Origin of the sequence: Sphingopyxis flava (assembly GCF_900168005.1) — a bacterium.
Taxonomy (GTDB): Bacteria; Pseudomonadota; Alphaproteobacteria; order Sphingomonadales; family Sphingomonadaceae; genus Sphingopyxis; species Sphingopyxis flava.
The window spans coordinates 110,747-136,401 of sequence record NZ_FUYP01000001.1 but is presented as its reverse complement, the minus strand read 5'-3'; the positions used below and the strand labels follow the sequence as shown (position 1 = coordinate 136,401).

Below are 25,655 nucleotides of genomic sequence, written 5' to 3'. Positions count from 1 at the left end.
AGAGGATCAGCCGTGTTTGACCACCCCATCTTGCCCACGACGATCGTGGGAAGCTATCCCCAACCTGACTGGCTGATCGACCGGGAGCGGCTGAAAGCGAGCCTACCGCCCCGCGTGCGCGCCGAGACGCTCTGGCGCATACCCGAACCCTGGCTCGCCGACGCGCAGGAAGCTGCGACGCTGATGGCGATCCGCGAGCAGGAAGAGATTGGCATCGACATTGTCGGCGACGGCGAGATGCGACGCGAAAGCTATTCGAACCGGCTCGCGACGGCCCTTTCCGGGATCGATCCTAACAAGCATGGCACAGCGATCGACCGGACAGGCAATGCCAATCCCGTGCCGCTCGTCTCGGGTCCGATCCGCCGCCTTGCGCCCATCGAGGCGCAGGACGCGGCCTTTCTTCGTCGCCATTCGACCAAGCCGGTCAAGCTCACGCTTCCCGGCCCCTTCACGATGACGCAGCAGGCCGAGAACGGCTATTATGCCGACGCCCGCGCCCTCGCGATCGATTATGCGGACGCGGTCAACGCCGAGATCCGCGACCTGTTTGCCGCCGGGGTCGACGTCGTCCAGCTCGATGAGCCCTATCTGCAGGCGCGCGCCGACGCTGCAGGCGCCTATGCGATCGAGGCAATCAACCGCGCACTCGACGGTGTCGAGGGAACGACAGCGCTCCACATCTGCTTTGGCTATGCGATGGTCCACCACGGCGCCGGCGCGACCGGGCCAAAGCCCAAGGCTTATGATTTTCTGGCCGAGCTCGAGGCCTCGGCGGTCGACGTCATCTCGATCGAGGCGGCCCAGCCCGGACTCGATCCCGCGATCCTCGCCGAACTGCCGACAAAGACGATCATGTACGGCGTGCTGGATCTGTCGGTTCCCGACGTCGAAACGCCCGAAGTGGTTGCGGGCCGCATCCGCGAGGCGCTGCGATATGTCGATGCCGAACGCCTCTGGATCGCCCCCGATTGCGGGATGAAATACCATAGCCGCGAGCATTCGCAGGCCAAGCTGAAGGCGATGGTGGAAGGCGCGGCGCTGGTGCGCGCGGAGATCGCCTGATCGGGAGGGCAGAAATGCAGCGCCCCCGCTGCGAGCCAGGGCGCATTGATCGCGCGGCTTACCGCGTGGGCGCCTCGAGCATATTCTGGCCGAACAGGTTCGACCATTGCTCCTTTGTCAGCACCGGACGCGCGCTTGAGAGATTCGGCGCATTCTTGACGTCGGTGCCCGCGATGACAGCCGGACGCTCGGCGATCCGCGTGAACCAGGCCGCGAGCGCGGGATAATCGTCAAGGGCAAGCCCGATGGCCCGCGTGGCGCGCGCCCACGGCCAGCACGCGATGTCGGCAACCGAATATTCCTCGGCGAGATATTCGGCCTCACTCAGCCGTCCGTCGAGGACGTGAAGCAGGCGCACTGTCTCGTTGCGATAGCGCTCGACAGGGTAGGGCTGTCCTTCGGGCGCATAGCGGATGAAATGATGCGCCTGACCCTGCATCGGACCGAAGCTTGCCATCTGCCACATCAGCCATTGCTGTGCCTGGCTGCGCCGGCGCGGATCGTGCGGGAGCAGCTTCCCGCTCTTTTCGGCAAGGTAGAGAAGGATCGCGCCGCTTTCGAACACGGGAAGCGGCGCGCCGCCGCCGATGGGATCATGATCGACGATGGCGGGCAACCGGCCGTTCGGATTGATGCGGCGATACTCAGGCGTCAGATGGTCGCCCGCCAGCATGTCCATCTTGAGGAGCCGGTGGGCAAGCCCGGTCTCTTCGAGCATGATCGAGACCTTGTGCCCGTTGGGGGTTGGCGTGAAATAGACGTCGATCATGAAGCGCTTCTTTCAGAAAAAATGGTGCGCGCCATGGCGAAGGACGCGTCAAACGCGTCCTTTCCCGCAGGATAGCCCGCCACGCCGAGCGTGACGCCGGCGATTTTCCAGCCATGTTCGCGCACAAGGCGGTGGGTGTAGCGGCCGATGAGGTCGCCCATGAGCTCCTTGCCGCCGATTGAGACGAAATGCGCTGCATCGACAATGCTCGTGACGAGCGCGGCGTCGCCCTCGATGACGGCGACCATGTTGTGGAGCCTGTGCGCGGTCGCATCGAAACCCTCAAGCGCCCGGCAGCGGTTTGTCCATTCCTCCGCGGTCACCGTCGCGACGAGCGAGCCGATCGCGCCATAGTCGATCGCGATCCTGTCGGTGAAAAGGGCGCGGTATCCCGCCCAATCGCGCGCGTCGAGCGCATCAGCGTAAGCAGTCACGGCCGCGACCGCCGCTTTCCTGTCGAGGAAAGCGTCGATCGCGGCCGATCCCTTGGGCATCAGAATTTGAACCCGGCCTCGACCGAAATATTGCGGCTGGGTTCCACATATTGGATCGCGCGCGACACAGCGGTGATCGGCGCGGGCAGGCGGAAGACGCTGCCGGTGGTGAGCTTGTTGGTGAGGTTCTTGCCAACCACCGCCAAATGCCAACCTGCATTCTTGTCCGCCAGCTGGACGCGCAGGTCGAGCTTCACATAGCCCTTCTGAACGCCGTAGATCGGGCTCTGGTCGTCAGAGTCGAAATATTTCGAACGGCCCGCCGCGACCCCGGTAATGTCGAGCTTGAGGTCGCTCGGCAGATCAAACCCGGCGTGTGCCGTCACGCTCCCGGTCCATTTCGACGTGTAGGCCGGGCTGTAGCCAGCGAGATTGTTGGTCGTCGGCGTGCAGGTGAGCGGCTGCGAGGCGAGGCAGGCCGCGCCAGGATAATCGTCATATTTGATATCCTGGTAAGCGCCCGATGCGACAATGTCGAAATTGGGGAAGGGGAAGATGCTGAGCGATCCCTCGATCCCCTTCGACGTCGCGCTTGCGGCGTTCCCGGTCAGATAGCTCGAGGATTCGGGCTGATAGACCGAGACCTGCAGATCCTTGAACTCGGTGTGGTAGGCCGAGACGTTCGCCACGATCGCGCCGTCTGCGAGCGTCGACTTGATGCCGGCCTCATAGTTGGTCGACCGTTCAGGCTCGAACGAGAAGGTCGCATCGGTCGTCCCGAGCGTGTTGGACACGAAGCCGCCCGACTTGGATCCGCGGCCATAGGTTGCATAGACCATGACGCGCGGCGCCACGTCATATTGGAGTGTGATCGAGGGATCGACATTGCCTTCGCTGAGCGAACCCTCGGCGCTCGAGATCGGGCGAATTGCGAAGGGACCATAGACGAGGCGCGACGCGAAGTCGGCGTCCTTCTTGGTGTGGCTGTAGCGCAGGCTGCCGATCACACGGAATGCGTCGCTGACGTTGAGCGTGCCCTGGCCGAAAACCGACCAGCTTTCAGCCTTCTGGTTGAAGCGGCTGTCGATGCGGCCGAAATAGGGGCTGCCGAACAGATCAAGGATGTTGAAGCCCTGGAGCTGGTCGAGCCGGTAGGTCGAACGGTCATAATATGCGCCAGCGATGAACTCGAAGGTACGTCCCGTCGGCGAGAGAATGCGCAGTTCCTGCGAGAACTGATCAAAGCGTTCGGGGAAGCTGTTGTACACCGAATTGTTGGTGACCGCGCCGTCGCCGCCCGGAATCGTCTGGTCAAAGCCGTTGACGATGTCGGCATTGAACCAGGAATAGCCGGTGACCGAGGTCAGCGTATAGTCGCCGAGCGCGATGTTGCCGGTGCCCGAGAGCATCACGGATTCGGTCTTGGTCCCTTCATCGCCAAGCGCTGAGCGCTCGAGATACCGCGTCGTGCGCGGGGTCTGCGGGCCAGTGAGCGAACTTGCAACGGTGATGCCGCCGATAACGTCGCGGTTCGCATATTCCGCCTTCACCGTATAGTCGAAGTCGCTCGAGGGCTCCCACTTCAGCGTCAGGCGAGCAAGCTGCTGACGCACTTCGGGATCATCGTGGTTGGTCGCAAGATTGCGGATATAGCCGTCCTGGTTGACGATCTTGTAGGCAAGGCGTGCGCTCAGCGTGTCGCTGATCGGGCCCGAGATATAGCCCGAAACGTCGAAGCCCTCATGATCGAAGTTATAGAGCGCCGTGAATGCGCCCTCGGGCGTGCTCGTCGGACCGGCCGAGACGACGCTTACCGCACCTGCTGCGGTATTCTTGCCGAACAGCGCGCCCTGCGGGCCGCGCAGCACCTCAACGCGCGCGAGGTCGAAAAAGGGTGCCTGCGCCTGGCGCGAGCGGCCGGCGTAAACGCCGTCAACATAGAGCGATACCGACTGGTCGAACGCGAAGTTCGCCGGCGGCGAGCCGAAGCCGCGGATATAGATGACGTCGTTGCCCGCAGTCGACTGAACAAAGACGTTCGGCGTGTAGTTCATGACCGCCTTGAGGTCGTTCGAATTGAACTCGGCAAGCTTCTGGCCGCTGACCACTTCCATCGAGATGGGAACGTCCTGCAGGCTTTGCTCGCGCTTTTGCGCGGTCACGATGATTTCGTTGCCGCTCCCCGCGCTGTCGCTTGCCGCCGCGGTATCGCCTTCGTCGGCGGCTTGCGCGAAAGCCGGCGTGGCACAGGCCGTCATCGCAGCGATTGCCGCGCCCGACAGCAGGAGATGATTGAGACCCTTCATTAGCACCCTCCCGTAGAGATCCCGTTGACAGCGGCGGTGAAAGCCGGTGATCCATCCGTCAATCTGGTTGACCCTTAGTATACTAATTGTTTTATACTTGTCCATAGCTTTGAAAGAAGGATTTGAGCATGACCGGTCAAAATTCGCCCCCGGCTCCCGCAGGGCTCGAAAGTCGCCATCTGTGCACCGCAGAGTTCGATGTAGGGGGCGGACTCATTGCGATCGGGGCGTCGCCCTTCGGGGAGCAGCGCGTGGGCTATGTCTCGGGCGGACGCATCCTCGGACCGCGCATTCGGGGGGAGGTGCTGCCGGGCGGCGGCAACTGGCCGCGCTCGGGACGAATCGGCGACGCTTCGGTTGGCACCTTCGATGCCCGCTCGGTATGGAAAGCCGAGGAGGGGGATCTCATCTATCTGACCTACACGGGGCGCAGCCTGATCCCCGACGATGTTCGCGCGCTATTTGCAGACCCCGCCAAGCCGCCTGTCGACCCCTCGCGCTACTATCTTCGCATTGCTGCGGTCTTCGAAACCGCAAGCGAGCGATATCGCTGGCTTAACGGAGCGCTGGCGGTGGGGGTCGGCGAGGTCACTGACTTTGGCGTCCGTCATGTCTTTTACGAGATCGGATGATGATCGACCTTCACTATTCCGCAACGCCCAACGGGCAGAAGATCGCAATCATGCTCGAGGAGATTGGCGCGGATTATCGCGTGATCCCTTATGATATTTTCGAGGGTGATCAGCTCAGCGCCGAATTCGGGCGCATCAATCCGAACCATAAGCTGCCCGCGATCGTCGACCATGCGCCGGCCGAGGGCGATGAGGCGGTCACCGTGTTCGAGTCGGGCGCGATTCTCCAGTATCTGGCGGAGAAGGCCGGGCGCTTCCTCCCTCGATCCGTCGGGGCGCGCGCGGCGACGCTCTCCTGGCTCACCTGGCAGGTCGCTGGGCTCGGTCCGATGGGCGGTCAGGCGAGCCATTTCCTTCGCTATGCGCCTCAAGGCCAGGACTATGCGATCGAGCGCTATACCAAGGAAGTGAACCGCCTCCTCACTGTGCTTGAGCGGCGGCTTCGGACATCCCCCTATGTCGCCGGCGAAGACTATACGATCGCCGACATGGCGATCTGGCCCGGCCGCGCGTCGGCCTTTGTCATGGGAATGGGGCTCGATGACTGGCCGGCCATGCATGACTGGTTCGAGCGGATCCGCCGGCGGCCTGCGGTCGAGCGCGCGATGGAAAGGGCCGATCACAAAGCGCCAGCGAAATATGTCGGACGGCATCAGACGCTGAACGAGCGGGAATGGTCAAACATGTTCGGCGATGCGAACCATGCCGCAGTAAAAGGCGATTAAGGAGAAAGCGGTTATCCGGGCAGCCTGCTATCGCCTCGCATGCTGCCGGTCGCCCCAGAGAATCGCCCGGTGCTCGTCGGTGAAGCCGGTGAGCCCGCCTTCGATCGTTTCCGCGCGCGCGACGCCGACCTTCATTCCCTGCGTGACGGCGGGGCGCTCGAGCATGGCCGCGCCCCAGCGGTCAACGTTCGGGAAGCGGCCCGCCTTTTCGATGAATTGGCGGCGCAGAAAGGGGAGCGTCGCCATGTCGGCGATCGTATAGTCTTCGCCGGCGAGCCACTCGGCCTCGCCGAGCCTCTTGTCGAGGACCATCATCAGCCGGTCGACCTCGCGCGAATAGCGCTCGATCGCATATTCGTGCCGCTCTTTCGCATAATGGGTAAAATGCGCTTCCTGGCCGAACATCGGGCCAATGCCCGAGACCTGGAACATGAGCCACTGCCAGCAGATCGCGCGCTTCACCGGGTCGGCGGGAAGGAAGCGCCCGGTCTTTTCCGCAAGATAGAGGAGGATCGCGCCTGTTTCCCAGAGCACGAATCCGGGCCCGTGCGGTCCATCGTCGTCGATGATCACCGGGGTCTTGTTATTGGGGTTGAGCGCCAGGAATTCGGGGGTCAGCTGGTCGCCGGACAATATATCAACGGGCTCGAGCCGCCATTCAAGCTCCATTTCGAGAAGCGCAATTGCGATCTTGCGCGCATTGGGTGTCGGGCCGCCGTAAAGGCTAATCACCGCTTTAAACTTCGCAGCCGAGCCAGCGCTTCAGCACCTCGGCGCTGTCCTGGCCGACGCGGAGCGGGGCGGGGCGGCGGATGCTTCCTGGCGTTTCGGAAAGTTTGGGGAAAATCCCCTGCATCCGGATCTCTCCGAGTTCCTCGTCAGGTACCGTGACCAGCGCCTCGCGCGCCTTAAAGTGCGGGTCGGCGAGCATATCCTCTGCGTCATAGATGCGGCCTGCGGGAACGCCCGCCTCGACCATCCTCGCCTCGAGCTCGTCGATGGTCATTGTCTTTGTCCATTCCGCGATCAGCGCGTCGAGCTCCTCCTGCCGCGCGCCGCGCGCGCGGTGCGTTGCAAAGCGCTCGTCACGCGCAAGCTCGGGGCGGCCCATCGCTGCGGCGAGGCGCGCGAAGACACCATCCTGGTTGGCGCCGATCAGATATTCGCCGTCGCGGCACGGATAGACATTTGAGGGCGCGATCCCGGGGAGAGTCGATCCGGTGCGCCGACGCTTGGTCCCGCTTGCCGAATAGTCGGCGACGGTCGATTCCATGACCTGAAGAACGGCTTCATAAAGCGCAGAGTCGACGATCTGGCCCTCGCCCGTCTTGCTGCGATGATGGAGCGCGGCGAGCGCGCCCATGCAGCCGTAGGTCGCTGCGAGCGTATCGCCGATCGACACGCCCATGCGGGCGGGCGGAAGGTCGGGGTAGCCGACAATGCCGCGCCAGCCGCCCATGGCCTCACCGATGCCGCCAAAGCCGGCGCGCGCCGAATAGGGGCCGGTCTGGCCGTAGCCCGATACGCGCACGACGATCAGCCCGGGGTTGGTCTTGCGCAGCTCGGCGGGGTCGAGGTTCCATTTCTCGAGCGTACCGGGGCGAAAATTCTCGATGAGAATGTCGGCCTTTGCGATAAGGTCGCGCGCGAGCTGCTGGCCATCCTCGGACCGCAGGTCGACCGCGACCGAATATTTGTTGCGGGCAATGACGCGCCACCAGCTCGGCTTGTCGCCCTGGCCCCAGTGGCGCATCTGGTCGCCGGTTTCGGGCTGTTCGAGCTTGACGATTTCGGCGCCCATGTCGCCGAGAAGCTGTCCGCAGAAGGGGCCAGCGATCAGCTGTCCCATCTCGACTACCCGGATGCCGTCGAGCGCTCCTTTATTTTTCGTCATTGCGTTCCTTTCGGTGCCCGAACCGGCTTTGAGGCGCCGGCAGCGATGGCATCAACACTTATGGCCAAGGTATACTTAGAATGCTATGTAATATTCAACATGCAATTTGAGTCGATGAACGGAAAAGCGCGAACATGGCGGAAAATCGAGCGGTGGAAATGGTCGAGGTCGGCCCGCGCGACGGGTTGCAGAATGAATCGGCCATCGTGGCAACCCGCGACAAGGCGGCCCTCGTTCGCCGCGCGATCGACTATGGCGCGCGCCGCATCGAGGTAACGAGCTTCGTCAATCCGAAAAAGGTGCCGCAGCTTGCCGATGCCGACGAGCTCGTGACGCTGCTGCCGGACCGGGGCGACGTCACCTATATCGGCCTCGTGCTCAACCGGCGCGGCGCCGAGCGCGCGATCGCGACCGGACGGATTGACGAACTCGGAGCCGTTTGTGTGACGAGCGACAGTTTCGGCATCCGCAATCAAGGTCAAACATCCGACGAATCGCTGGCGGCGGCGATCGAGATTGTCAGCCTCGCAAAGGAAGCGGGGCGCAGCGGACAGATCACTATTGCAACCGCCTTCGGCTGCCCCTTCGAAGGCGAGATTGATGCTGCTCACGTCGTCGAGATGGCAAAGCGCGCCGCGGACGCGGAGCCCCGCGAGGTGGCGCTTGCGGATACGATCGGTGTCGCTGTGCCGGCCCAGGTCGCCGAGATGGTCGGACGCGTTGCCGAGGCGATCGCGCCGCTGCCCGTGCGGGTTCATTTTCACAACACGCGCGGTACCGGCCTTGCGAATGTCTGGGCTGCGGTCGGCGAGGGGGCGGCGACCGTCGACGCCGCGCTCGGTGGCCTGGGGGGCTGTCCTTTCGCGCCCGGTGCAGCGGGCAATGTCGCGACGGAAGATGTCGCCTATATGCTGGAACGCAGCGGTATTGCGACGGGCCTTGCGCTTCCTGCGGCGGTCGATGCCGCGCATTGGCTGACGGGCGTCATGGATCGCCCGCTACCCGCCATGGTCAGCCGGGCGCCGCGCTTTCCCGCCTGAGTTCAAGGGGGCGAAGCGCGCTTCCGCTCGACACCTTTCAGGCCGCAATCGCCCGCTGCGCGCCCGCGATAACCGCCTCGGCCATCTCGTCCGCGACGGCTGCAGGCGAGCGCTTCTCCTCGGCGGCCTGGTGCAGAATCTGGCTCACGCGCGGCGCGATTCCGGCGATGCGGGCGGCGACGCTTGCCTCGCCTTCGCCGAGATATTCGGCGGATACATTGATGATACCGCCCGCATTGACGACATAGTCGGGGGCGTAGGTGATCCCGCGGCGCAGCAGCAGCGCCGCAACTTCCGCCGCCGCGAGCTGGTTGTTTGCTGCGCCGCAGACGAGGCGCGCCTTCATCGCCGCTACCGTATCGCGATCGAGGGCGCCCCCAAGTGCACAGGGCGCGAAGATGTCGGCTTCGGCGCGGGCGATCTCGTCAGGGGCCACGATGCGCGCATCGTGGACATGCGCGAGCCGATCGCGGCGCGCAGGATTCGGGTCGGCGATGACCAGCTTGGCGCCCGCGGCGGCAAGGCGGCGGCAGAGCTCGGCCCCGACGCTCCCCGTCCCCTGTACCGCAACCGTCAGACCGTCGAGGTCGCTACCGAATGTAAGACGCGCCGCAGCCTTCATCGCTTCGAATACACCGAGCGCCGTCCATGGCGAGGGATCGCCGCCGGCCTGGCCCTCCTTGGCAGCAAGGCCCGCGACATGGCGCGAGACGCGCGCAACCTCCTGCATGTCCCCGACGCTTGTGCCGACATCCTCGGCCGTCACATAGAGGCCGCCCAGCCTTTCGACGGCCTCGCCGAACGCGCGGAACAGCGCAGCTCGGTCGAAATCGCCCTCGGGCCTGCGCAGCACCGCCTTGGCACCGCCAAAGGGGAGGCCCGCAAGCGCATTCTTGTAACTCATGCCTTCTGCGAGCCGGAACGCATCGGCGAGCGCGGCGTCCATGTCGGCATAGCTCCACAGTCGGCAGCCGCCGGCGCCCGGCCCGAGCGCGGTGGAGTGAATGGCAATGACGCCGTCGAGCCCGCTCGCGGGATCGTAGAGCCGCACACATTCGACGGGCGGGGTCAGGCGGGCAGGGCGGGAAACCATCGTCTATGCTCCTTTTTATTGGACCTCGATCATCGCATCGCGGACGAGGATAATCTTTCGCGCATTGCGACGGATTCCTGCTTATATGGGGATATTATAACCAGCGAACTTATGATATCGGGATATTATGACCGATCTTGATCCGTTTGAGAAAAAGATCCTCCGGGAATTGCAGCGTGATGCGAATCAGACGACGGCAGAGATCGCCGAGCGCGTCGGGCTCTCCTCCTCGCCCTGCTGGCGGCGCATCGACCGCCTCGAGCGTGAGGGGTTCATTCGCAAGCGCGTCGCGGTGGTCGATCGGCGCAAAGTAGGGCTCAACGCCCATGTCTTTGCCCAGGTAAAGCTCAACGCGCACGGCCGCGCCAATCTCGACGAATTCAGCGAGGCGATCCGCGCCTTCCCCGAGGTGCTGGACGCCTATGTCCTCATGGGGTCGATGGATTTCATGCTGCGCGTCGTCGCAAAGGACATCGATGCCTATGAGCGCTTCTTCTTCGACCAGCTCAGCAAGCTGCCCGGGGTGCAGGAAATCAACTCGACCGTTGCCCTTTCGGAAATCAAGTCGACCACCGAACTGCCGATCGGCTGACCTGTTCGTCCGGCTGAAAATCGACTAGTGGCAGATGCGATGGAACGAACGAGACGCGGCCTGTTGAGAAGCAATGATCCTGAAGGAACGCTTGCGCCTATCCTCGATGCCGCCGCCGATCTGTCCCAGGCGCGCGGCCATCATGACAGGTCGGTGCACGACGTGAAGCGCGCCGCCGGGGTATCGTGCGGAGCCTTCCACCGGCATTTCGAGTCGAAAAGCCCAGGGGTAATGACGATGCCGAAGGCGGAGGAGCCACCCGAACCGCTCGGCGCAACGGCGGCGACCCTGAGAGGGCTGCTGAGGGATTAGGTTGATCGCTATGGCCGATGCGCTTGCGCAAATTCTCGGGGATATACGCGCGTGCCAGCGCTGCGCTGCGGAGCTCCCCCATGGTCCGCGCCCGGTCGTGCAGGCCGGCTCGGCGGCGCGTCTGTGCATCGTCGGGCAGGCGCCGGGGCGCAAGGTGCATGAAACGGGCATTCCCTGGGACGACCCGTCGGGCCGGCGACTGCGCGGCTGGCTGGGCCTTGCCTCGGCTGTCTTCTACGATCCAGCCCGCGTCGCAATCATTCCGATGGGCTTTTGTTATCCGGGTAAGGCCGGTTCGGGCGACAATCCGCCGCGACCCGAATGCGCGCCGCTGTGGCACCCAAGGCTCGCGAAGCTTCTGCCCGGCATCGGGCTGACGGTGCTGGTCGGCCAATATGCGCAGGCCTGGTACCTCGGCGGCCGGCGCAAGGCGACACTCGCCAAGACCGTGCAAGCGTGGCGTGATTATCTGCCTTTGGGCTTTCTTCCTCTGCCGCACCCTTCGCCGCGCAATCAGCCATGGCTAGCAAAAAATCCGTGGTTCGAGGCTGATCTCGTTCCTCATGTTCAGGCGGCGGTCCGCTCGCTCGGCGTCTAGGCGTCGGCCCGCGCTCTTCGCCAAGACGTTGTTCCAAGGCGCGTCAGCCGGGCAGTCCCCGCTGCGACGCACGCCAGCCGCTTATTGCGCGAAAGCGGCCGAGTTCGGGGTTGGGGAGGCCGCAGTAAGGACGATTGGCGCTGCGCGCGCGGATGTGGATCGCTGCGAGGCGAACGCGGGCTCGGGCGAGCGAGAAGCAAGGGCGGGGTGATTGCGCGCTCATCCTCGAGGCGGCGCTCTCGCACCGCGACAGGCAACAAGGCCGGGGATCGGCTCAGTCGATCGTGCGCGCCAGCTCGCGGTTGAGCCACAGCGCAACGAGGGTACCGATCGCGCCTGAAAGGAGATAGGCGCCCGCGGCGAGCAGGCCGAAGGCGGCCGAGAGCCACAGCGCCACCATCGGCGCGAAGCCCGCACCGAATAGCCAGGCGAGATCGGAGGTGAATGCCGATCCCGTGTAGCGGTGCCGCGGGTGGAAGCTCGACGACAGCGCGCCGGACGACTGTCCGAACGCCAGGCCGAGAATGATGAAGCCAAGGATCATGAACGCCGCCTCGCCGGCTTCGCCCGCGCCGAGAAGCTGGGGAGCAAAGCCGCTGAAGGCCGCGATCGCAGCGGCAGTTGCGCCGAGCAGCGTACGCCGGCCAATGCGATCGGCAATCATCCCGGAGGCAATGATAGCGACAATTCCGAAGACCGCGGCGATCGCCTCGATCATCAAGAAGCGCACGGGGGATTCCTCGGTGAAGAGAAAGACCCACGAGAGCGGAAAGACGGTGACCATGTGAAAGAGCGCGAAGCTCGCGAGCGGCGCGAAGGCGCCCGCCACGATCACTTTCCACTCCGAGCGCACCGTCTCGAAAAGCGGTGCGGGCTCAAGGTCCCGGTTCGCAAAGCCCCTCTCATATTCGGGGGTCACGACGATCCGCAGCCTCGCAAACAGCGCGACGACGTTGATCGCAAAGGCGACGAAGAAGGGGTAGCGCCAGCCCCAGTCGAGGAAATCCTGCGCCGGGAGCGCTGCGATCAGGAACATGAAAAGAAGGCTGGCGACGATGAGGCCAAGCGGAGCGCCAAGCTGGGGGATCATTGCATACCAGCCGCGCTTGCCCTCAGGAGCGTTGATTGCGAGCAGCGAAGCAAGTCCGTCCCACGACCCGCCGAGCGCGACGCCCTGGCCCATGCGGAACAGGGCAAGAAGAAGCGCCGAGCCGAGGCCGATCGTTGCATATCCTGGCAAAAAGGCGATCGCTGCCGTCGAGCCTCCGAGCAGGAAGAGCGCCACGGTCAGCTTGGCGCCGCGGCCATAAATGCGGTCAATCGCGGTGAAGATGACCGTGCCGACGGGCCGCGCCGCGAAGGCGAGAGCAAAGATGGCGAACGACCAGAGTGTTCCTTCAAGCGGATCAAGGTGGGGAAAAACCAGCTTGGGAAACACCAGCACCGACGCGATGGCATAGACGAAAAAATCGAAGAATTCCGACGTTCGGCCGATGATGACGCCGATGGCGATTTCCGCGGGCGCAAGGCCGTGACCCTCGTCGTGCAGCGCGCGCGCGTCGCGTTCGGCCTGCGTAGTGTTGGGCGCGGTATCGACAGACATTGATCTTCGGGTCCTGCTGCTGGCACCCTAGCATATGGGCGCGCGAGTCGGAAACAGGGGCACGACCCCTCGATGGAATACCCCCTGCGCCAAAGCGTCCCGCGCGGGGATTGGACAAAATGTCCTATGTGAACTCGAGCAAGCAAGGGGTAGGCGCGCGGTTATGCCCCAGAAATTGTCCCGTTCGAACGCCCGATTCCGGCCGCTCGCGCTGCTCGGCCTGCTGCCGCTGCTTGCCGGATGCGACCTGGTCGTACTGGATCCTGCGGGTGATGTGGCGCGTCAGCAGGGCAATCTGATCCTCATCTCGACCGGGTTGATGCTGCTGATCATCGTACCGGTTATGATCCTGACGGTCGTTTTCGCATGGCGCTACCGCGCGGCGAACAAAGAGGCGACCTACAAGCCCGACTGGGATCATTCGACCCAGCTTGAACTGGTGATCTGGGCAGCGCCGCTCCTCATCATCATCTGCCTTGGGGCGCTCACCTGGGTCGCAACGCATCTGCTCGATCCCTATCGTCCGCTCGCGCGCATCGCGCCCGGGCAGGCCGTGAGCGCTGCCGTTGAGCCGGTCGAAGTGCAGGTCGTCGCACTCGACTGGAAGTGGCTGTTCATTTACCCCAAGCAGGGGATTGCGAGCGTCAACGAACTAGCGCTTCCCACCCATCGCCCGGTGCGGTTTCGCATCTCCTCCTCCTCGGTGATGAACAGCTTTTACATCCCGGCGCTCGCAGGACAGATTTATGCGATGCCGGGTATGGAGACCAAACTCCACGGCGTTTTCAACAAGACGGGGGAATTTTCGGGATTCTCGGCCAATTATTCGGGGGCAGGATTTTCCGACATGCGTTTTGCCGTGAAGAGCCTTAGCGATTCGGATTTTTCAGCCTGGGTCGCGGCAACAAAGGCGGGCGGCGGAACGCTCGATCGGTCCGCCTATCTCAAGCTTGAGAAGCCGAGCGAGAAAGTCCCCGCGCAGCGGTTTGCTGCCGTCGAGCCCCAGCTCTTCGACGCGATCGTCAACATGTGCGTCGAACCGGGCAAGATGTGCATGCACGATATGATGTCGATCGACGCCGCGGGCGGGGCGGGTGTCGCGGGGCTCGGCAATGTGAGAAGCCTCACTTACGACAAATTCGCCGCGCGCGGGACCGGGGCTGGATATTGGGGCCGGCGCTACGTCGGAGCGCTGTGCAGCGCGCCGCCGGCCGCGAGCGCTGATCGGCCTGACGCGCGCGCCGCCGATCTGACCCCGCTCACCGGCGCCGGTCTGCCGCGCCCCGCCCCAACCATGGCCGCTTTTGGCGCACGGCCCGCGCCGTCGCCGCAATCCTGATCGCGACGAGAATAATGATGACGCCCCATCCCGCTCTGGAAACAAGCCCGCTGCTTGGCAAGCTGTCGCTCGGCGCGCTGCCACTCCACGAGCCAATCCTCGTTGCCACCTTCATCGTTGTTGCGATCGGCGGCCTCGCGCTCGTGGGTGCGATCACCAAATACCGCCTCTGGGGCTATTTGTGGAAGGAATGGTTCACCACCGTCGACCATAAGCGCATCGGGATCATGTACATGATCCTCGGGCTCATCATGTTCCTGCGCGGCTTTGCGGACGCGATCATGATGCGGCTCCAGCAGGCGATGGCCTTCGGGGGGTCTGAAGGCTATCTGCCCGCGCACCATTATGACCAGGTGTTTACCGCGCACGGCGTGATCATGATCTTCTTCGTCGCGATGCCGTTCATTACCGGGCTGATGAACTACATCGTCCCGCTCCAGATCGGCGCGCGCGATGTCAGCTTTCCCTTCCTCAACAATTTCAGCTTCTGGATGACGGCTGCAGGCGCAGTGCTCTGCATGATCTCGCTGTTCGTCGGTGAATTCGCGCAAACCGGCTGGCTCGCCTATCCGCCGCTTTCGGGGATCGCATATAGTCCCAATGTCGGCGTCGATTACTATATCTGGTCGCTCCAGATCGCGGGCGTCGGCACGACCTTGTCGGGCATCAACCTGATCGTGACCATGCTCAAGCTGCGCGCGCCGGGCATGCGGCTGATGAAGATGCCCGTCTTCACCTGGACGAGCCTGTGCGCCAATATTCTGATTGTCGCGACCTTCCCGGTTCTCACGGCGACGCTCGCGTTGCTGACGCTCGACCGCTATGTCGGGACGAATTTCTTCACCAACGACTTCGGCGGCTCGCCGATGATGTATGTGAACCTCATCTGGATCTGGGGTCACCCCGAAGTCTACATCCTCATCCTGCCGCTGTTCGGCGTCTTCTCCGAAGTCACCTCGACCTTCTCGGGCAAACGGCTCTTCGGTTACACCTCGATGGTCTATGCGACGGTCTGCATCACGATTCTGAGCTACATCGTGTGGCTGCACCATTTCTTCACCATGGGCTCGGGTGCCAGCGTAAACAGCTTTTTCGGGATCACGACGATGGTGATCTCGATTCCGACGGGCGCAAAGCTCTTCAACTGGCTCTTCACCATGTACCGCGGCCGCATTCGCTTCGAACTGCCGATGATGTGGACCGTCGCCTTCATGCTGACCTTCGTCGTCGGCGGCATGACCGGGGTGCTTCTCGCCGTGCCTCCCGCCGACTTCGTGCTGCACAACTCGCTCTTCCTCGTTGCGCATTTCCACAATGTCATCATCGGCGGCGTCTTGTTCGGCCTTTTTGCCGCGATCAACTACTGGTGGCCCAAGGCGTTCGGCTTCAAGCTCGACATCTTCTGGGGCAAGGTGAGCTTCTGGTGCTGGGTCGTGGGCTTCTGGCTTGCCTTCATGCCGCTCTATATCCTGGGCCTGATGGGGGTTACCCGCCGGATGCGCGTGTTTGACGACCCGAGCCTGCAGATATGGTTCCTCGTGGCGGGCGTCGGCGCCGCGGTGATCGCCGTGGGCATTGCTGCGATGCTGATCCAGTTTGCGGTCAGCATCTGGCGCCGCAACCAGCTTCGCGACGAAACCGGCGACCCCTGGGACGGCCGCACGCTCGAGTGGGCGACAAGTTCACCGCCACCCGACTATAACTTCGCCTTCACGCCGGTGATCCACGATCTCGACGCATGGCATGACATGAAGCGCCGCGGGCACGAGAGGCCGGTTAAGGGTTTTCGCGATATCCATATGCCGGCCAATACCGGCACCGGTATCGTCCTTGCCGGGATCAGCCTGGTGTTGGGGTTCGCGCTCGTCTGGCACATCTGGTGGCTCGCAGGGGCAAGCTTCGTCGCGCTGGTTGGCGCTGCGATCGCCCATACCTTCAATTACAGGCGCGAACTCGACATACCGGCAGCAACGGTCGCCGCGGTCGAGGAGGCGCGCACCCGCCAGCTCGCGGCGGCTGGAGTCTGACATGAGCACCAAGACCCTCGCCGCCGCGCACGAAGAGCTGCGCTTCTACGACATTGGTGAGCACGCTCATCCGGAGGGGCACAGCACGATGCTGGGCTTCTGGATCTATCTGATGAGCGACTGCCTCATTTTTGCGATCCTTTTCGCATGCTATGCGGTGCTCGGCGGCAATTATGCCGCAGGCCCCGCGCCCAAGGACCTGTTCGATCTGCCGCTGGTCGCGGTCAACACCGCAATGCTGCTCTTCTCGTCGATTACCTATGGCTTTGCCGTCCTCCAGATGCAGCAAGGCAAGGTGCGCGAAACGCAGATCTGGCTCGCAGTGACCGCGCTCTTCGGCGCGGCCTTCCTCGCGATCGAGCTCTATGAGTTCCAGCACCTCTTTCATATCGGTGCAACGCCGCAGCGCAGCGCGTTTCTCTCGGCCTTCTTCACGCTGGTGGGGACGCACGGGCTCCACGTAACATTCGGCATCCTGTGGCTGCTGACGTTGATGGTCCAGCTCGGCAAGCACGGACTGATCGCCGCGAACAGGCGCCGCGTCATGTGCCTTTCGATGTTCTGGCACTTTCTCGACGTCGTGTGGATTGGCGTCTTCACGATCGTCTATCTGATGGGAATGCTGCAATGAGCCTTGAACCCAACCAGGGCGATGCAGCGCATCCCCGCGAGATCGAGATGCCGCACGCCTCGATGCGCGACTATCTGATCGGCTTTGCGCTGTCGGTCCTGTTGACTGCCATACCCTTCTGGCTGGTAATGACGATGCCGCTCTCGCCGGGCACGACGGCTGCCATCATCATGGCATTCGCCGTGGTACAGATCGTGGTTCACATGATCTTTTTCCTCCACATGACGCCGAAGGCGGAAGGCGGCTGGTCGTTGACCTCGCTCGTCTTCACGATCATCGTGCTGGGCATCGCGCTCGCAGGATCGCTCTGGGTCATGCATCACCTCAACACCAACATGATGCCGATGCCGCATGACATGAACCAGCTGCCGTGAAACGCCGGCTGCTGATGACGCTGACGCTGCTTCTCGCGGCGGGCTTTGCCGCGCTCGGCATCTGGCAGATCGAACGGCGCGCGTGGAAGCACGAGTTGATTGCAGCCGTGAGCGCGCGCATCCACCGGGCGCCGGTGGCAGCGCCGGGCCCCGCCGAATGGCCGGGTCTTTCGGCCGGCGACGACGCTTACCGCCGCATCGTGGCAACCGGCCGCTTCCGCCACGACCGCGAAACGCTCGTGCAGGCGGTCACCGAGCGCGGCGCGGGCTATTGGCTGCTCACCCCGCTCGATACCCCGACCTTTACTCTCATCGTCAATCGCGGCTTCGTGCCGAGAGACAAGCGCGAGGCAGCGGCGCGCGCGGCGGGCAATCCGGCGGGGACCCTGACCGTTAAGGGTCTGCTGCGCATGAGCGAGCCCGGCGGCGCCTTTCTGCGCGCCAACGACGCGGCCCGGGATCGGTGGTATTCGCGCGACGTGGCGGGAATCGCCAAGGCCCGCGGATTGGACCGCGTGGCGCCCTATTTCCTCGATGCCGACGCGGCCCCCAATGCAGGAGGCTATCCAGCGGGCGGGCTCACGGTGGTGCGCTTTCGCGACCCGCATCTCGTCTATGCGCTGACCTGGTTCGCGCTTGGAGGGATCAGCCTTTATTTTTCCTGGTTATTGTGGCGTTCAGCGCGGCTTCGGCCCAATATGGACTCCTGATGGCCGACACCTCGATGACGACCGCGCTGCCCGAAGCCGACGCCGGCCGGCGCAACATGACGTTGCTGATCCAGCTGCGCTGGCTCGCGGTGGGAGGGCAACTCGCAACGATCGGCGTCGTGATCGGGCTGATGGGCATTGCGCTGCCGCTCGCGCCGCTCCTTGCCGCCGTGGCGGCGCTGATCATCGTCAATATTGCCAGCCTGGGATTGCTCGGACGCGGCCGGGCGGTGACCAATATCGAACTGACGGCAGCGCTGCTCGTCGACGTCGCGGTGCTCGCCTGGCAGCTTCATCATAGCGGCGGGCTTTCCAATCCCTTCGCCTCGCTCTTCCTGCTGCAGGTCGTGATCGGCGCGATCCTGCTCTCGCCGCGCTCGTCATGGACGATTGTTGGGGCAACGCTGACGGCGCTTGCTATCCTCAGTATCGAACCCACGCCGCTGCTCCTGCCTCAGCGCTATGCGGCAGATCCGCTCGGCCTTTATCTGCAGGGCAGCCTCGTGTGCTTCGTGCTGATCGCGGTGCTCCTCGTCGCCTTTGTCACGCGAATCAGCCGCAATTTGCGCGATCGCGATGCCGCGCTCGCCGCGGCGCGCCAGCGCGCGGCGGAAGAGGATCATATCGTGCGCATGGGGCTGCTCGCCTCGGGCGCGGCACATGAGCTTGGTACACCGCTCTCGACATTATCGGTGCTGATCGGCGATTGGCGGCGCGCGCCGAAGCTCGCGAAGAACGAGGAACTGCAGGAAGATCTCGCCGAGATGGACGCGGCGGTGCAGCGCTGCAAGACGATCGTCAGCGGCATCCTGATGTCGGCGGGCGAGGCCCGCGGGGTTGCGCCGCGTCTCACCACGATGCGTGCCTTCCTCACCGACATCGTCGAGGATTCGCGCGCGGGAAGGCGGCCCGGAACGGTGGAATTCAACGATGTGTTCGGCGCAGACGTCGCGATCGTCTCTGACCCTGCGCTGCGACAGGTCATTGGCAATGTGCTCGACAATGCGGCCGAGGTCTCGCCCGACTGGATCGGCGTCACCGCCTCGCGCGACGGCGACATGGCCGTGATCGAGATCGCCGACCGCGGTCCGGGCTTCAGCGAGGAAATGCTGGAACATTTTGGCCAGCCTTATCGTTCGACAAAGGGTCGGCCGGGCGGAGGGCTTGGATTGTTTCTGCTCGTCAACGTGCTGCGCAAGCTGGGCGGAGGCGCGAGCGTTGCGAACCGCGACGAAGGAGGGGCCCGGGTGCGCATTCTGCTGCCGATCTCGGCGATTGCCCGGCCTGAAGGAGAGGCGCCATGACCGACCAGCGGCGCTTGCTGATCGTCGAAGATGACGAGGCCTTCGCGCGAACGCTCAAACGCTCATTCGAGCGGCGGGGCTACGAGGTTCGCACCGCGGCGAGCCCCGACGCGATGAAGGCCGTACTCGCGGCTTATCAGCCGGGCTATGCGGTGGTCGACCTCAAGCTCGGCGGTGCCTCGGGTCTCGCCTGCGTCCAAACCTTGCGCGCCGCAGATGCCGCGATGCGTATCGTCGTCCTCACAGGATTTGCGAGCATCGCAACCGCTGTCGAGGCGATCAAGCTTGGGGCCTCCTATTATCTCGCCAAGCCTTCGAACACCGACGATATCGAGGCGGCATTCGAACGGGCCGAGGGCAATGTCGACACGCCGCTCGGCGCACGGCCCTCATCGATCAAGACCGTCGAGTGGGAGCATATCCACCAGACGCTCGTTGAAACGGGATTCAACATATCGGAAACGGCGAGGCGGCTCGGCATGCATCGCCGCACCCTCGCGCGCAAGCTCGAGAAGCGGCAGCTTCGCTAGCGGATCAACCGATCATCATCAGGCTGGCGTTGCCGCCAGCAGCGGTCGTGTTGATCGAGGTAGCGACCTCCTCGAGCAGCCAGTCGGGATGATAGGCAAGGCCTGGTACTTCGGTCGCAGCGTGGAGCGAAACGATGGGGCCGGGACGGGCAGCGAGCGCCGCTGCCGCCGCGGCGATATGCGCCGGATCGCCCTCGACCAGCGCGGCGCCGAATGGTCCCTCGCCGCCCGGTGAAAAGGCCGCAGCGACACGCGGAGGGAGGGCGGCAGGCAGGTCCATGCCCTCTACGATGCCATGATTGCCGGTCGCGAGCACCGCCGCCATCTGTTCGAAGAGGCCAGCGCGCGTTGCCGGGCGCATCAGGATGCGGCCGCGCGGGTGGAGCGCATAGACATTGCGCTCACCCACGGGTCCGGGCAGCAGCAGTTCGGCGCCGAGCGCCGAGGCGCTCTCATAGCGCCTGGCGATCGCAGCGGACTCGGCTTCGCCCTGCGCGCTCAGCCAATCGGCGAATTCGCCGATCGGTGTTCCAAGATGCCCCGCACGTGCGGCGAACACCGGCGGCACGCTCACCAGGCGGCCGAGATAGAGCGGGCCGCCCGCCTTCGGCCCGGTACCCGAAAGGCCGCAGCCGCCGAATGGCTGGCTGCCGACGATCGCGCCGATGGTGTTCCGGTTTACGTAGCAATTGCCCGCCCTCACCCGCGCGAGCACGTCGGCGATTGTCTTGTCGAGCCGTGTGTGGAGGCCGAAGGTCAATCCATAACCCGTCGCATTGATGGCGTCGATTATCTCGCCCAGTTGCTCACGGCGGTAGCGCAGAACGTGAAGAACGGGGCCGAAAACCTCGCGCTTCAGGTCGGCGATGTCGTCGATCTCGATCATCGTCGGCGGCACGAACGTGCCGTGCGCGGCCTCTGCGGGGAGGGGCAGTTGCTCGATCCGGCGTCCGAGGGCGCGCATCGCCTCGATATGCCTTTCGATATTTGCCTTGGCTTCGGCGGTGATGACGGGACCGATGTCGACCGCGAGCCGGTCGGGGCGTCCTAGTGCAAGTTCGGCGAGCGCCCCTTTCAGCATCGCGAGCGTGCGGTCGGCCACCTCGTCCTGCAGGCAGAGGATGCGCAGCGCCGAACAGCGCTGGCCCGCACTGTCGAAGGCCGACGCGATGACGTCGCCGACGACCTGCTCGGCGAGCGCGGAACTGTCGACGATCATCGCATTCTGCCCGCCCGTCTCGGCGATCAGCGGGATCGGCTTGCCCGTGGGCGACAAGCGCTTGGCGAGTTCGGCCTGGATCAGCCGCGCGACCTCGGTCGATCCGGTGAACATGACTCCCGCGGTTTCGGGCGCCGCGACCAGCGCCGCGCCGATCGCGCCGTCACCCGGAACGAGTTGCAGCGCGTCGGCGGGCACGCCTGCTTCGTGAAGCAGGCGCACACCCTCGGCTGCGATCAGCGGCGTTTCCTCGGCGGGCTTGGCGAGAACCGGATTGCCCGCGACGAGCGCCGCAGAGATTTGGCCGGTGAAGATGGCGAGCGGGAAGTTCCACGGGCTGATACAGGTGACGGGGCCGAGCGGCGCTTGGCCGGGGCCGAAGGTCGTACGCGCCTGTACGGCATAATAGCGCAGGAAATCGATCGCCTCGCGCACCTCTGAAATTGCGTTGGGGATCGATTTTCCAGCCTCGCGGACGATGAGCCCGAGCAGGATCGGCATGCGCGCCTGCATCGCATCGGCAGCGCGCTCCAATATGGCCGCGCGTTGGGCCGCGGGGACTGCCCTCCAGCCGGAGGCGGCGGCGCGCGCCGCGGCGGCGCGCGCGGCGGCGGGGGAGGCTTCGACGACGGTTCCGACGCGATCGCGGTGGTCGGCGGGGTTGAGGACCGCGCGCGGTGTGCCTTCGCCATTCTCCGCGCCAGCGCGCCAGTCGATCGTGGCGCTTTCTTTCAGCGCTTCCGCCAGCGCGGCGAGCCGATGCTCGTTGCTGAGGTCGATCCCGGCCGAATTGCAGCGGTCGGGGTAGAGATCGGCGGGAAGCGCGATCTGGTCGTGCTGCGCGCCCGGATGGGGCATTGCGCGGACGACTTCGGCCGGGTCGGCGATGAGTTCCTCGACCGGCACCGCGGGGTCGGCGATGCGGTTGACGAAGGAGGAGTTGGCGCCGTTTTCGAGCAGGCGGCGCACCAGATAGGCGAGCAGCGTCTCGTGCGTCCCGACGGGGGCGTAGATGCGGCACGGACGGTTCAGCTTCTTCGTGCCGACGACCTGCTCGTAGAGCGGCTCGCCCATGCCGTGAAGGCACTGGAACTCATATTTCCCGGTGGCGAAATCGTCGCCCGCGAGGTGGTAGATGGTGGCGAGCGTCTGGGCATTATGCGTCGCGAACTGCGGAAAGACGGCGTCGGTGGCGGCGAGCAGCTTTTGCGCGCAGGCGATATAGGCGACGTCGGTGTGGACCTTGCGCGTGTAGACCGGAAAGCCTTCGAGCCCGTCGACCTGCGCGCGCTTGATCTCGGCATCCCAATAGGCGCCCTTGACCAACCGCGCCATGATCCGCCGGCCTGCGCGGCGGGCGAGATCGACAATCCAGTCGATCACGAACGGACAGCGCTTGCCATAGGCCTGAACGACGAAGCCGAGCCCGTCCCAGCCTGAAAGATCGGGATCGAGCGCGAGGCTTTCGAGAAGGTCGAGCGAGAGTTCGAGCCGGTCGGCCTCTTCGGCGTCGATGTTGAGGCCGATATCGTAACCCTTGGCCTGAAGCGCGAGCGCCTTCACCCGGGGCAGAAGCTCGCCGGTAACGCGGCCAGCCTGGGCGCGCGAATAACGCGGGTGGAGGGCCGACAGCTTGATCGAGATGCCCGGCCCTGCATAGACGCCGCGCCCCGCCGACGCTTTGCCGATCGCGTCGATCGCGCGCCGATAATCGTCATAATAGCGGTCGGCGTCGGCCATCGTCGTCGCGGCCTCGCCGAGCATGTCGTAGCTATAGGCGAAGCCCTTGGCTTCCATCGCCTTGGCACGCTTCAACGCCTCGGCGATCGTCTCGCCGGTGACGAATTGTTCGCCCATCAGACGCATCGCAAGGTCGACGCCGCGGCGGATAACGGGTTCCCCGGCGCGGGCGACGAGCCGCGCGAGGGCAGCGCCGAGTCCGCGGTCGTCGACGCTGCCGACGAGTTTGCCCGTCACGACGAGACCCCAGGTTGCGGCATTGACGAACAGCGAGCGGCCATCGCCAAGATGCGCGCTCCACTCGCCGTCAGCGACCTTGTCGCGGATCAGCGCATCACGCGTTGGATCGTCGGGAATGCGCAGCAGCGCTTCGGCAAGGCACATCAGGGCGACGCCTTCCTCGCTCGACAGCGAATATTCCTGCACCAGCGCCTCGACGCCGCTTCGCTTGCGATTTGCGCGAAGCGCCGTGACGATCCGGCGCGCGGTTTCGCGGATGTCGGCGCGCAGCGGATCGGAGAGCGTTGCGGCCTCGAGCAGCGGCGCTAGGGCCTCGGCCTCGTCCTTGCGATAAGCGGCGGTGATTGCATCGCGCAGCGGGGTCGCGGGGCGAATGGGGGGAGCAAAGTCGGCAAAGATCGGCATGGGGCGACTTTACTATGATTGCGCGCGCCGCATTGCCTTTTGATATGGCATATGGAAGGAATATTTACCTATATTGCAGAGACAGAAGGTCAAAAGGACTGATTATGGCCGGAAACTCAGGCGAACTGGATGAGTTTGACCGAAAAATGCTGGCAGTTCTGCGCGATGAGGGGCGGATCACGGTCACCGACCTTGCCGAACGGGTGGGGCTCTCGAAGACGCCGTGCCAGGTCCGGCTTAGGCGGCTGATCGCAAGCGGCGTGATCCGGGGTTTCCGGGCGGCAATTGATCCTGCGAAGATCGGCATGGATCATGTTGCCTTCGCCGAGGTCAAGCTCAGCGATACGCGCGAGGCGGCGCTCAAGGAATTCAACGCGGCTGCACGCCGCATTCCCGAAGTCGAGGAGTGCCACATGATCGCGAGCAGCTTTGACTATCTGCTGAAGGTGCGCACGGCCAATATCAACCGCTACCGGGTCGTGCTGGGCGAACGCATATCGAGCCTGCCGCACGTCGCGAGCACCTCGACCTTCGTCGCGATGGAGACGGTGAAGGACAGCTGGAGCTGATCCTTATTCGGCCTCGGTGCTGAGGCCGAGCTCGGGGATGCCAATCGAGCGGCGGCCGCCAAAATCGGAGCGGACGACGACGGCTCCCTGCCGCTCCATATATTCGACCAGCCGGCGCACACGCCCCGGCGAGCGCGTGCCATAGGCGCGGCCGAGCGCGTCATCGTCGGGGCAGGGAAGCCCTTCGGCTGCGGCGCGCGCCATCAGCACGAAGGGGGCAAGCATGTCGTCGGGCAGCCGCGCAGCGGCGCCCAATATCTCCTGCCAGCGGGGCTCGGCAGGGTCGAAGATGCCGCCCTTGGCGAGCGCGAAGCGGCGGCGGAAGGCCGCAAGGTCGAGCGGTACACGCGCGAGCCGCTGCATCCGGCAGCGCACCGAGAAATCCTGGTAGAGAAAGCTCTCAGGATGATAGGCGCAATCAGGGTCGGCGAGCATATCGCGCAGGGCTGCCGCGACAGCGTCTTCGATATCGGCGGCGGCCGCTTCGGGGATGACGGAGGCCGGCGTTGGAGCGGAGAGGGTGCTATCGTCGCCCTCGCTGATCCGGCGGAGGAGTTCGTCGGCGGCTACGGGGGGAGGTGCCGGCGGAGGCACCGGCGGCGGCGAGGTTTCCATCGCGGCAAACAGCATCGATCGCATGTCATTGGGCTCCGCCTCAGGAAGCGGTAAAAGCCCATGCGTTCCGCCGCGCGAATGCGTTTGGGTTGCGCCGATGCGCACCGACACCGGACGACGCGAGATGGCGGGGCCAAGCCCGAGGAAGCAGCCGCGTTCAAGGTCGCGGATCTGCTCCGCCTGCCGCCGCTCCATGCCGAGCAGATCGGCCGCGCGCGCCATGTCGATGTCAAGAAAGGTGCGGCCCATCAGAAAATTGCTCGCCTCGGCTGCGACATTCTTGGCAAGCTTGGCCAGGCGCTGGGTTGCAATTGCCCCGGCGAGGCCCCGCTTGCGACCGCGGCACATCAGGTTGGTCATCGCTGCAAGACTCGCGCGCCGTACCGCGTCGGACACATCGCCCGACGCGCTCGGCGCGAACATCTGCGCTTCGTCGACCACGATCAGCGCTGGAAACCAGTGCTCGCGAGGCGCGTCGAACAGCGCGTTCAGGAAAGCCGCAGCGCAGCTCATCTGCGCCTCGATGTCGAGTGCATCGAGGCTAAGGATGATCGACGCGCGATGTTCGCGGATGCGCGCCCCCATCGTTGCGATCTCGCGCTCATTATAATCGCCGGCATTGACCACGACGTGATTGTAAGCATCCGAAAGCGTGACAAAATCGCCTTCGGGGTCGATCACCACCTGCTGGACAAGCCCTGCGCTTTCCTCCAGCAGCCGGCGTAACAGGTGCGACTTTCCGGATCCCGAATTGCCCTGGACAAGCAGGCGCGTCGCAAGCAATTCCTGCACATTGACGTGCACCGGCCGCCCGGCGCCATCGGTTCCGATTTCGATGCTGCTGTTCACGCCGCCGCCCTACCGGCGCGCCCGCGGCTTGACAACCGAC

24 protein-coding genes are annotated in these 25,655 nt (G+C 64.4%); 15 read left to right on the top strand and 9 right to left on the bottom strand.

Going from position 1 to position 25,655, the window contains the following annotated elements:
• The first annotated feature begins 12 nt into the window (after positions 1–12).
• Positions 13–1,065, top strand: coding sequence for a cobalamin-independent methionine synthase II family protein (locus tag B5X69_RS00665; RefSeq protein WP_079636727.1), 1,053 nt, complete (start codon positions 13–15; stop codon positions 1,063–1,065).
• A 58-nt stretch (positions 1,066–1,123) separates the two neighbouring features.
• Here B5X69_RS00665 and B5X69_RS00660 read toward each other — a convergent pair whose 3' ends face one another.
• From B5X69_RS00660 to B5X69_RS00650, 3 genes are read right to left on the bottom strand one after another with little or no spacing between them, the layout of a single operon-like run.
• Positions 1,124–1,834, bottom strand: a complete 711-nt coding sequence (locus B5X69_RS00660; RefSeq protein ID WP_079636725.1) for a glutathione binding-like protein — start codon at positions 1,832–1,834, stop codon at positions 1,124–1,126.
• Positions 1,831–2,328: a nuclear transport factor 2 family protein gene (locus B5X69_RS00655; RefSeq protein ID WP_079636724.1), complete on the bottom strand. Its 498-nt coding sequence runs from the start codon at positions 2,326–2,328 to the stop codon at positions 1,831–1,833. Before B5X69_RS00655 ends, B5X69_RS00660 begins: the two co-directional genes overlap by 4 nt.
• The gene (locus tag B5X69_RS00650) at positions 2,328–4,574 is read right to left on the bottom strand and encodes a TonB-dependent receptor (RefSeq protein ID WP_176141464.1); all 2,247 of its coding nucleotides are present in this window, start codon (positions 4,572–4,574) and stop codon (positions 2,328–2,330) included. The genes B5X69_RS00655 and B5X69_RS00650 overlap by 1 nt, the downstream gene beginning before the upstream one ends.
• Before the next feature lie 128 nt (positions 4,575–4,702).
• Here B5X69_RS00650 and B5X69_RS00645 point away from each other — a divergent pair, with 128 nt between their 5' ends.
• On the top strand, positions 4,703–5,206 hold the full coding sequence (locus B5X69_RS00645; protein WP_079636720.1) for a DUF3237 domain-containing protein: 504 nt from the start codon (positions 4,703–4,705) through the stop codon (positions 5,204–5,206).
• Entirely contained in the window at positions 5,206–5,931 is a 726-nt protein-coding gene (locus B5X69_RS00640; protein WP_079636926.1) for a glutathione binding-like protein, read from the top strand. The genes B5X69_RS00645 and B5X69_RS00640 overlap by 1 nt, the downstream gene beginning before the upstream one ends.
• A gap of 27 nt (positions 5,932–5,958) precedes the next feature.
• Here B5X69_RS00640 and B5X69_RS00635 read toward each other — a convergent pair whose 3' ends face one another.
• Positions 5,959–6,663, bottom strand: a complete 705-nt coding sequence (locus B5X69_RS00635; RefSeq protein WP_079636718.1) for a glutathione S-transferase family protein — start codon at positions 6,661–6,663, stop codon at positions 5,959–5,961.
• A 4-nt stretch (positions 6,664–6,667) separates the two neighbouring features.
• Positions 6,668–7,825, bottom strand: a complete 1,158-nt coding sequence (locus B5X69_RS00630) for a CaiB/BaiF CoA transferase family protein (protein ID WP_079636716.1) — start codon at positions 7,823–7,825, stop codon at positions 6,668–6,670.
• A gap of 134 nt (positions 7,826–7,959) precedes the next feature.
• Between B5X69_RS00630 and B5X69_RS00625 the strand changes: the two genes are divergently transcribed.
• Positions 7,960–8,865: a hydroxymethylglutaryl-CoA lyase gene (locus tag B5X69_RS00625; RefSeq protein WP_079636714.1), complete on the top strand. Its 906-nt coding sequence runs from the start codon at positions 7,960–7,962 to the stop codon at positions 8,863–8,865.
• A gap of 37 nt (positions 8,866–8,902) precedes the next feature.
• Here B5X69_RS00625 and B5X69_RS00620 read toward each other — a convergent pair whose 3' ends face one another.
• Positions 8,903–9,958, bottom strand: coding sequence for a Leu/Phe/Val dehydrogenase (locus B5X69_RS00620; RefSeq protein ID WP_079636712.1), 1,056 nt, complete (start codon positions 9,956–9,958; stop codon positions 8,903–8,905).
• A gap of 127 nt (positions 9,959–10,085) precedes the next feature.
• Here B5X69_RS00620 and B5X69_RS00615 point away from each other — a divergent pair, with 127 nt between their 5' ends.
• From B5X69_RS00615 to B5X69_RS00605, 3 genes are read left to right on the top strand one after another with little or no spacing between them, the layout of a single operon-like run.
• Positions 10,086–10,550 (top strand): Lrp/AsnC family transcriptional regulator, encoded by a 465-nt coding sequence (locus B5X69_RS00615; RefSeq protein ID WP_079636710.1) that lies wholly within the window; start codon positions 10,086–10,088, stop codon positions 10,548–10,550.
• A gap of 39 nt (positions 10,551–10,589) precedes the next feature.
• Positions 10,590–10,862 carry a helix-turn-helix domain-containing protein gene (locus B5X69_RS22380; protein ID WP_079636708.1) on the top strand — a complete coding sequence of 91 codons (273 nt, stop codon included), beginning with the start codon at positions 10,590–10,592 and terminating at the stop codon, positions 10,860–10,862.
• A 10-nt stretch (positions 10,863–10,872) separates the two neighbouring features.
• Positions 10,873–11,460, top strand: a complete 588-nt coding sequence (locus tag B5X69_RS00605; protein WP_079636706.1) for a uracil-DNA glycosylase family protein — start codon at positions 10,873–10,875, stop codon at positions 11,458–11,460.
• A gap of 274 nt (positions 11,461–11,734) precedes the next feature.
• On the opposite strand, the gene B5X69_RS00600 is transcribed toward B5X69_RS00605, so the two are convergent.
• Positions 11,735–13,063, bottom strand: coding sequence for an MFS transporter (locus tag B5X69_RS00600; protein ID WP_079636704.1), 1,329 nt, complete (start codon positions 13,061–13,063; stop codon positions 11,735–11,737).
• Positions 13,064–13,226: 163 nt separating this feature from the next.
• Between B5X69_RS00600 and cyoA the strand changes: the two genes are divergently transcribed.
• The 7 genes from cyoA to B5X69_RS00565 are packed head-to-tail and all read left to right on the top strand — an operon-like array spanning position 13,227 to position 19,978.
• Positions 13,227–14,402 (top strand): ubiquinol oxidase subunit II, encoded by a 1,176-nt coding sequence (gene cyoA, locus B5X69_RS00595; RefSeq protein ID WP_079636702.1) that lies wholly within the window; start codon positions 13,227–13,229, stop codon positions 14,400–14,402.
• 17 nt (positions 14,403–14,419) lie between these two features.
• Complete coding sequence (cyoB, locus tag B5X69_RS00590; RefSeq protein ID WP_079636925.1) at positions 14,420–16,429, top strand: cytochrome o ubiquinol oxidase subunit I; 2,010 nt, start codon at positions 14,420–14,422, stop codon at positions 16,427–16,429.
• Between the two features lies 1 nt (position 16,430).
• Positions 16,431–17,060: a cytochrome o ubiquinol oxidase subunit III gene (cyoC, locus tag B5X69_RS00585; protein WP_079636700.1), complete on the top strand. Its 630-nt coding sequence runs from the start codon at positions 16,431–16,433 to the stop codon at positions 17,058–17,060.
• Entirely contained in the window at positions 17,057–17,434 is a 378-nt protein-coding gene (gene cyoD, locus B5X69_RS00580) for a cytochrome o ubiquinol oxidase subunit IV (RefSeq protein ID WP_079636698.1), read from the top strand. Before cyoC ends, cyoD begins: the two co-directional genes overlap by 4 nt.
• 14 nt (positions 17,435–17,448) lie before the next feature.
• Positions 17,449–18,144, top strand: a complete 696-nt coding sequence (locus B5X69_RS00575; RefSeq protein ID WP_079636924.1) for an SURF1 family protein — start codon at positions 17,449–17,451, stop codon at positions 18,142–18,144.
• Entirely contained in the window at positions 18,144–19,448 is a 1,305-nt protein-coding gene (locus B5X69_RS00570) for an ATP-binding protein (RefSeq protein WP_079636696.1), read from the top strand. The genes B5X69_RS00575 and B5X69_RS00570 overlap by 1 nt, the downstream gene beginning before the upstream one ends.
• Positions 19,445–19,978, top strand: coding sequence for a response regulator transcription factor (locus B5X69_RS00565; RefSeq protein WP_079636694.1), 534 nt, complete (start codon positions 19,445–19,447; stop codon positions 19,976–19,978). The genes B5X69_RS00570 and B5X69_RS00565 overlap by 4 nt, the downstream gene beginning before the upstream one ends.
• A gap of 4 nt (positions 19,979–19,982) precedes the next feature.
• Here the strand turns inward: B5X69_RS00565 and putA are convergent, their stop codons facing one another.
• Positions 19,983–23,582: a trifunctional transcriptional regulator/proline dehydrogenase/L-glutamate gamma-semialdehyde dehydrogenase gene (gene putA / locus B5X69_RS00560; RefSeq protein ID WP_079636692.1), complete on the bottom strand. Its 3,600-nt coding sequence runs from the start codon at positions 23,580–23,582 to the stop codon at positions 19,983–19,985.
• Positions 23,583–23,686: 104 nt separating this feature from the next.
• Between putA and B5X69_RS00555 the strand changes: the two genes are divergently transcribed.
• Positions 23,687–24,151: an Lrp/AsnC family transcriptional regulator gene (locus B5X69_RS00555; protein WP_079636690.1), complete on the top strand. Its 465-nt coding sequence runs from the start codon at positions 23,687–23,689 to the stop codon at positions 24,149–24,151.
• A 3-nt stretch (positions 24,152–24,154) separates the two neighbouring features.
• On the opposite strand, the gene B5X69_RS00550 is transcribed toward B5X69_RS00555, so the two are convergent.
• Positions 24,155–25,615 carry a helicase HerA domain-containing protein gene (locus tag B5X69_RS00550; RefSeq protein WP_079636688.1) on the bottom strand — a complete coding sequence of 487 codons (1,461 nt, stop codon included), beginning with the start codon at positions 25,613–25,615 and terminating at the stop codon, positions 24,155–24,157.
• Positions 25,616–25,655 lie beyond the last annotated feature (40 nt).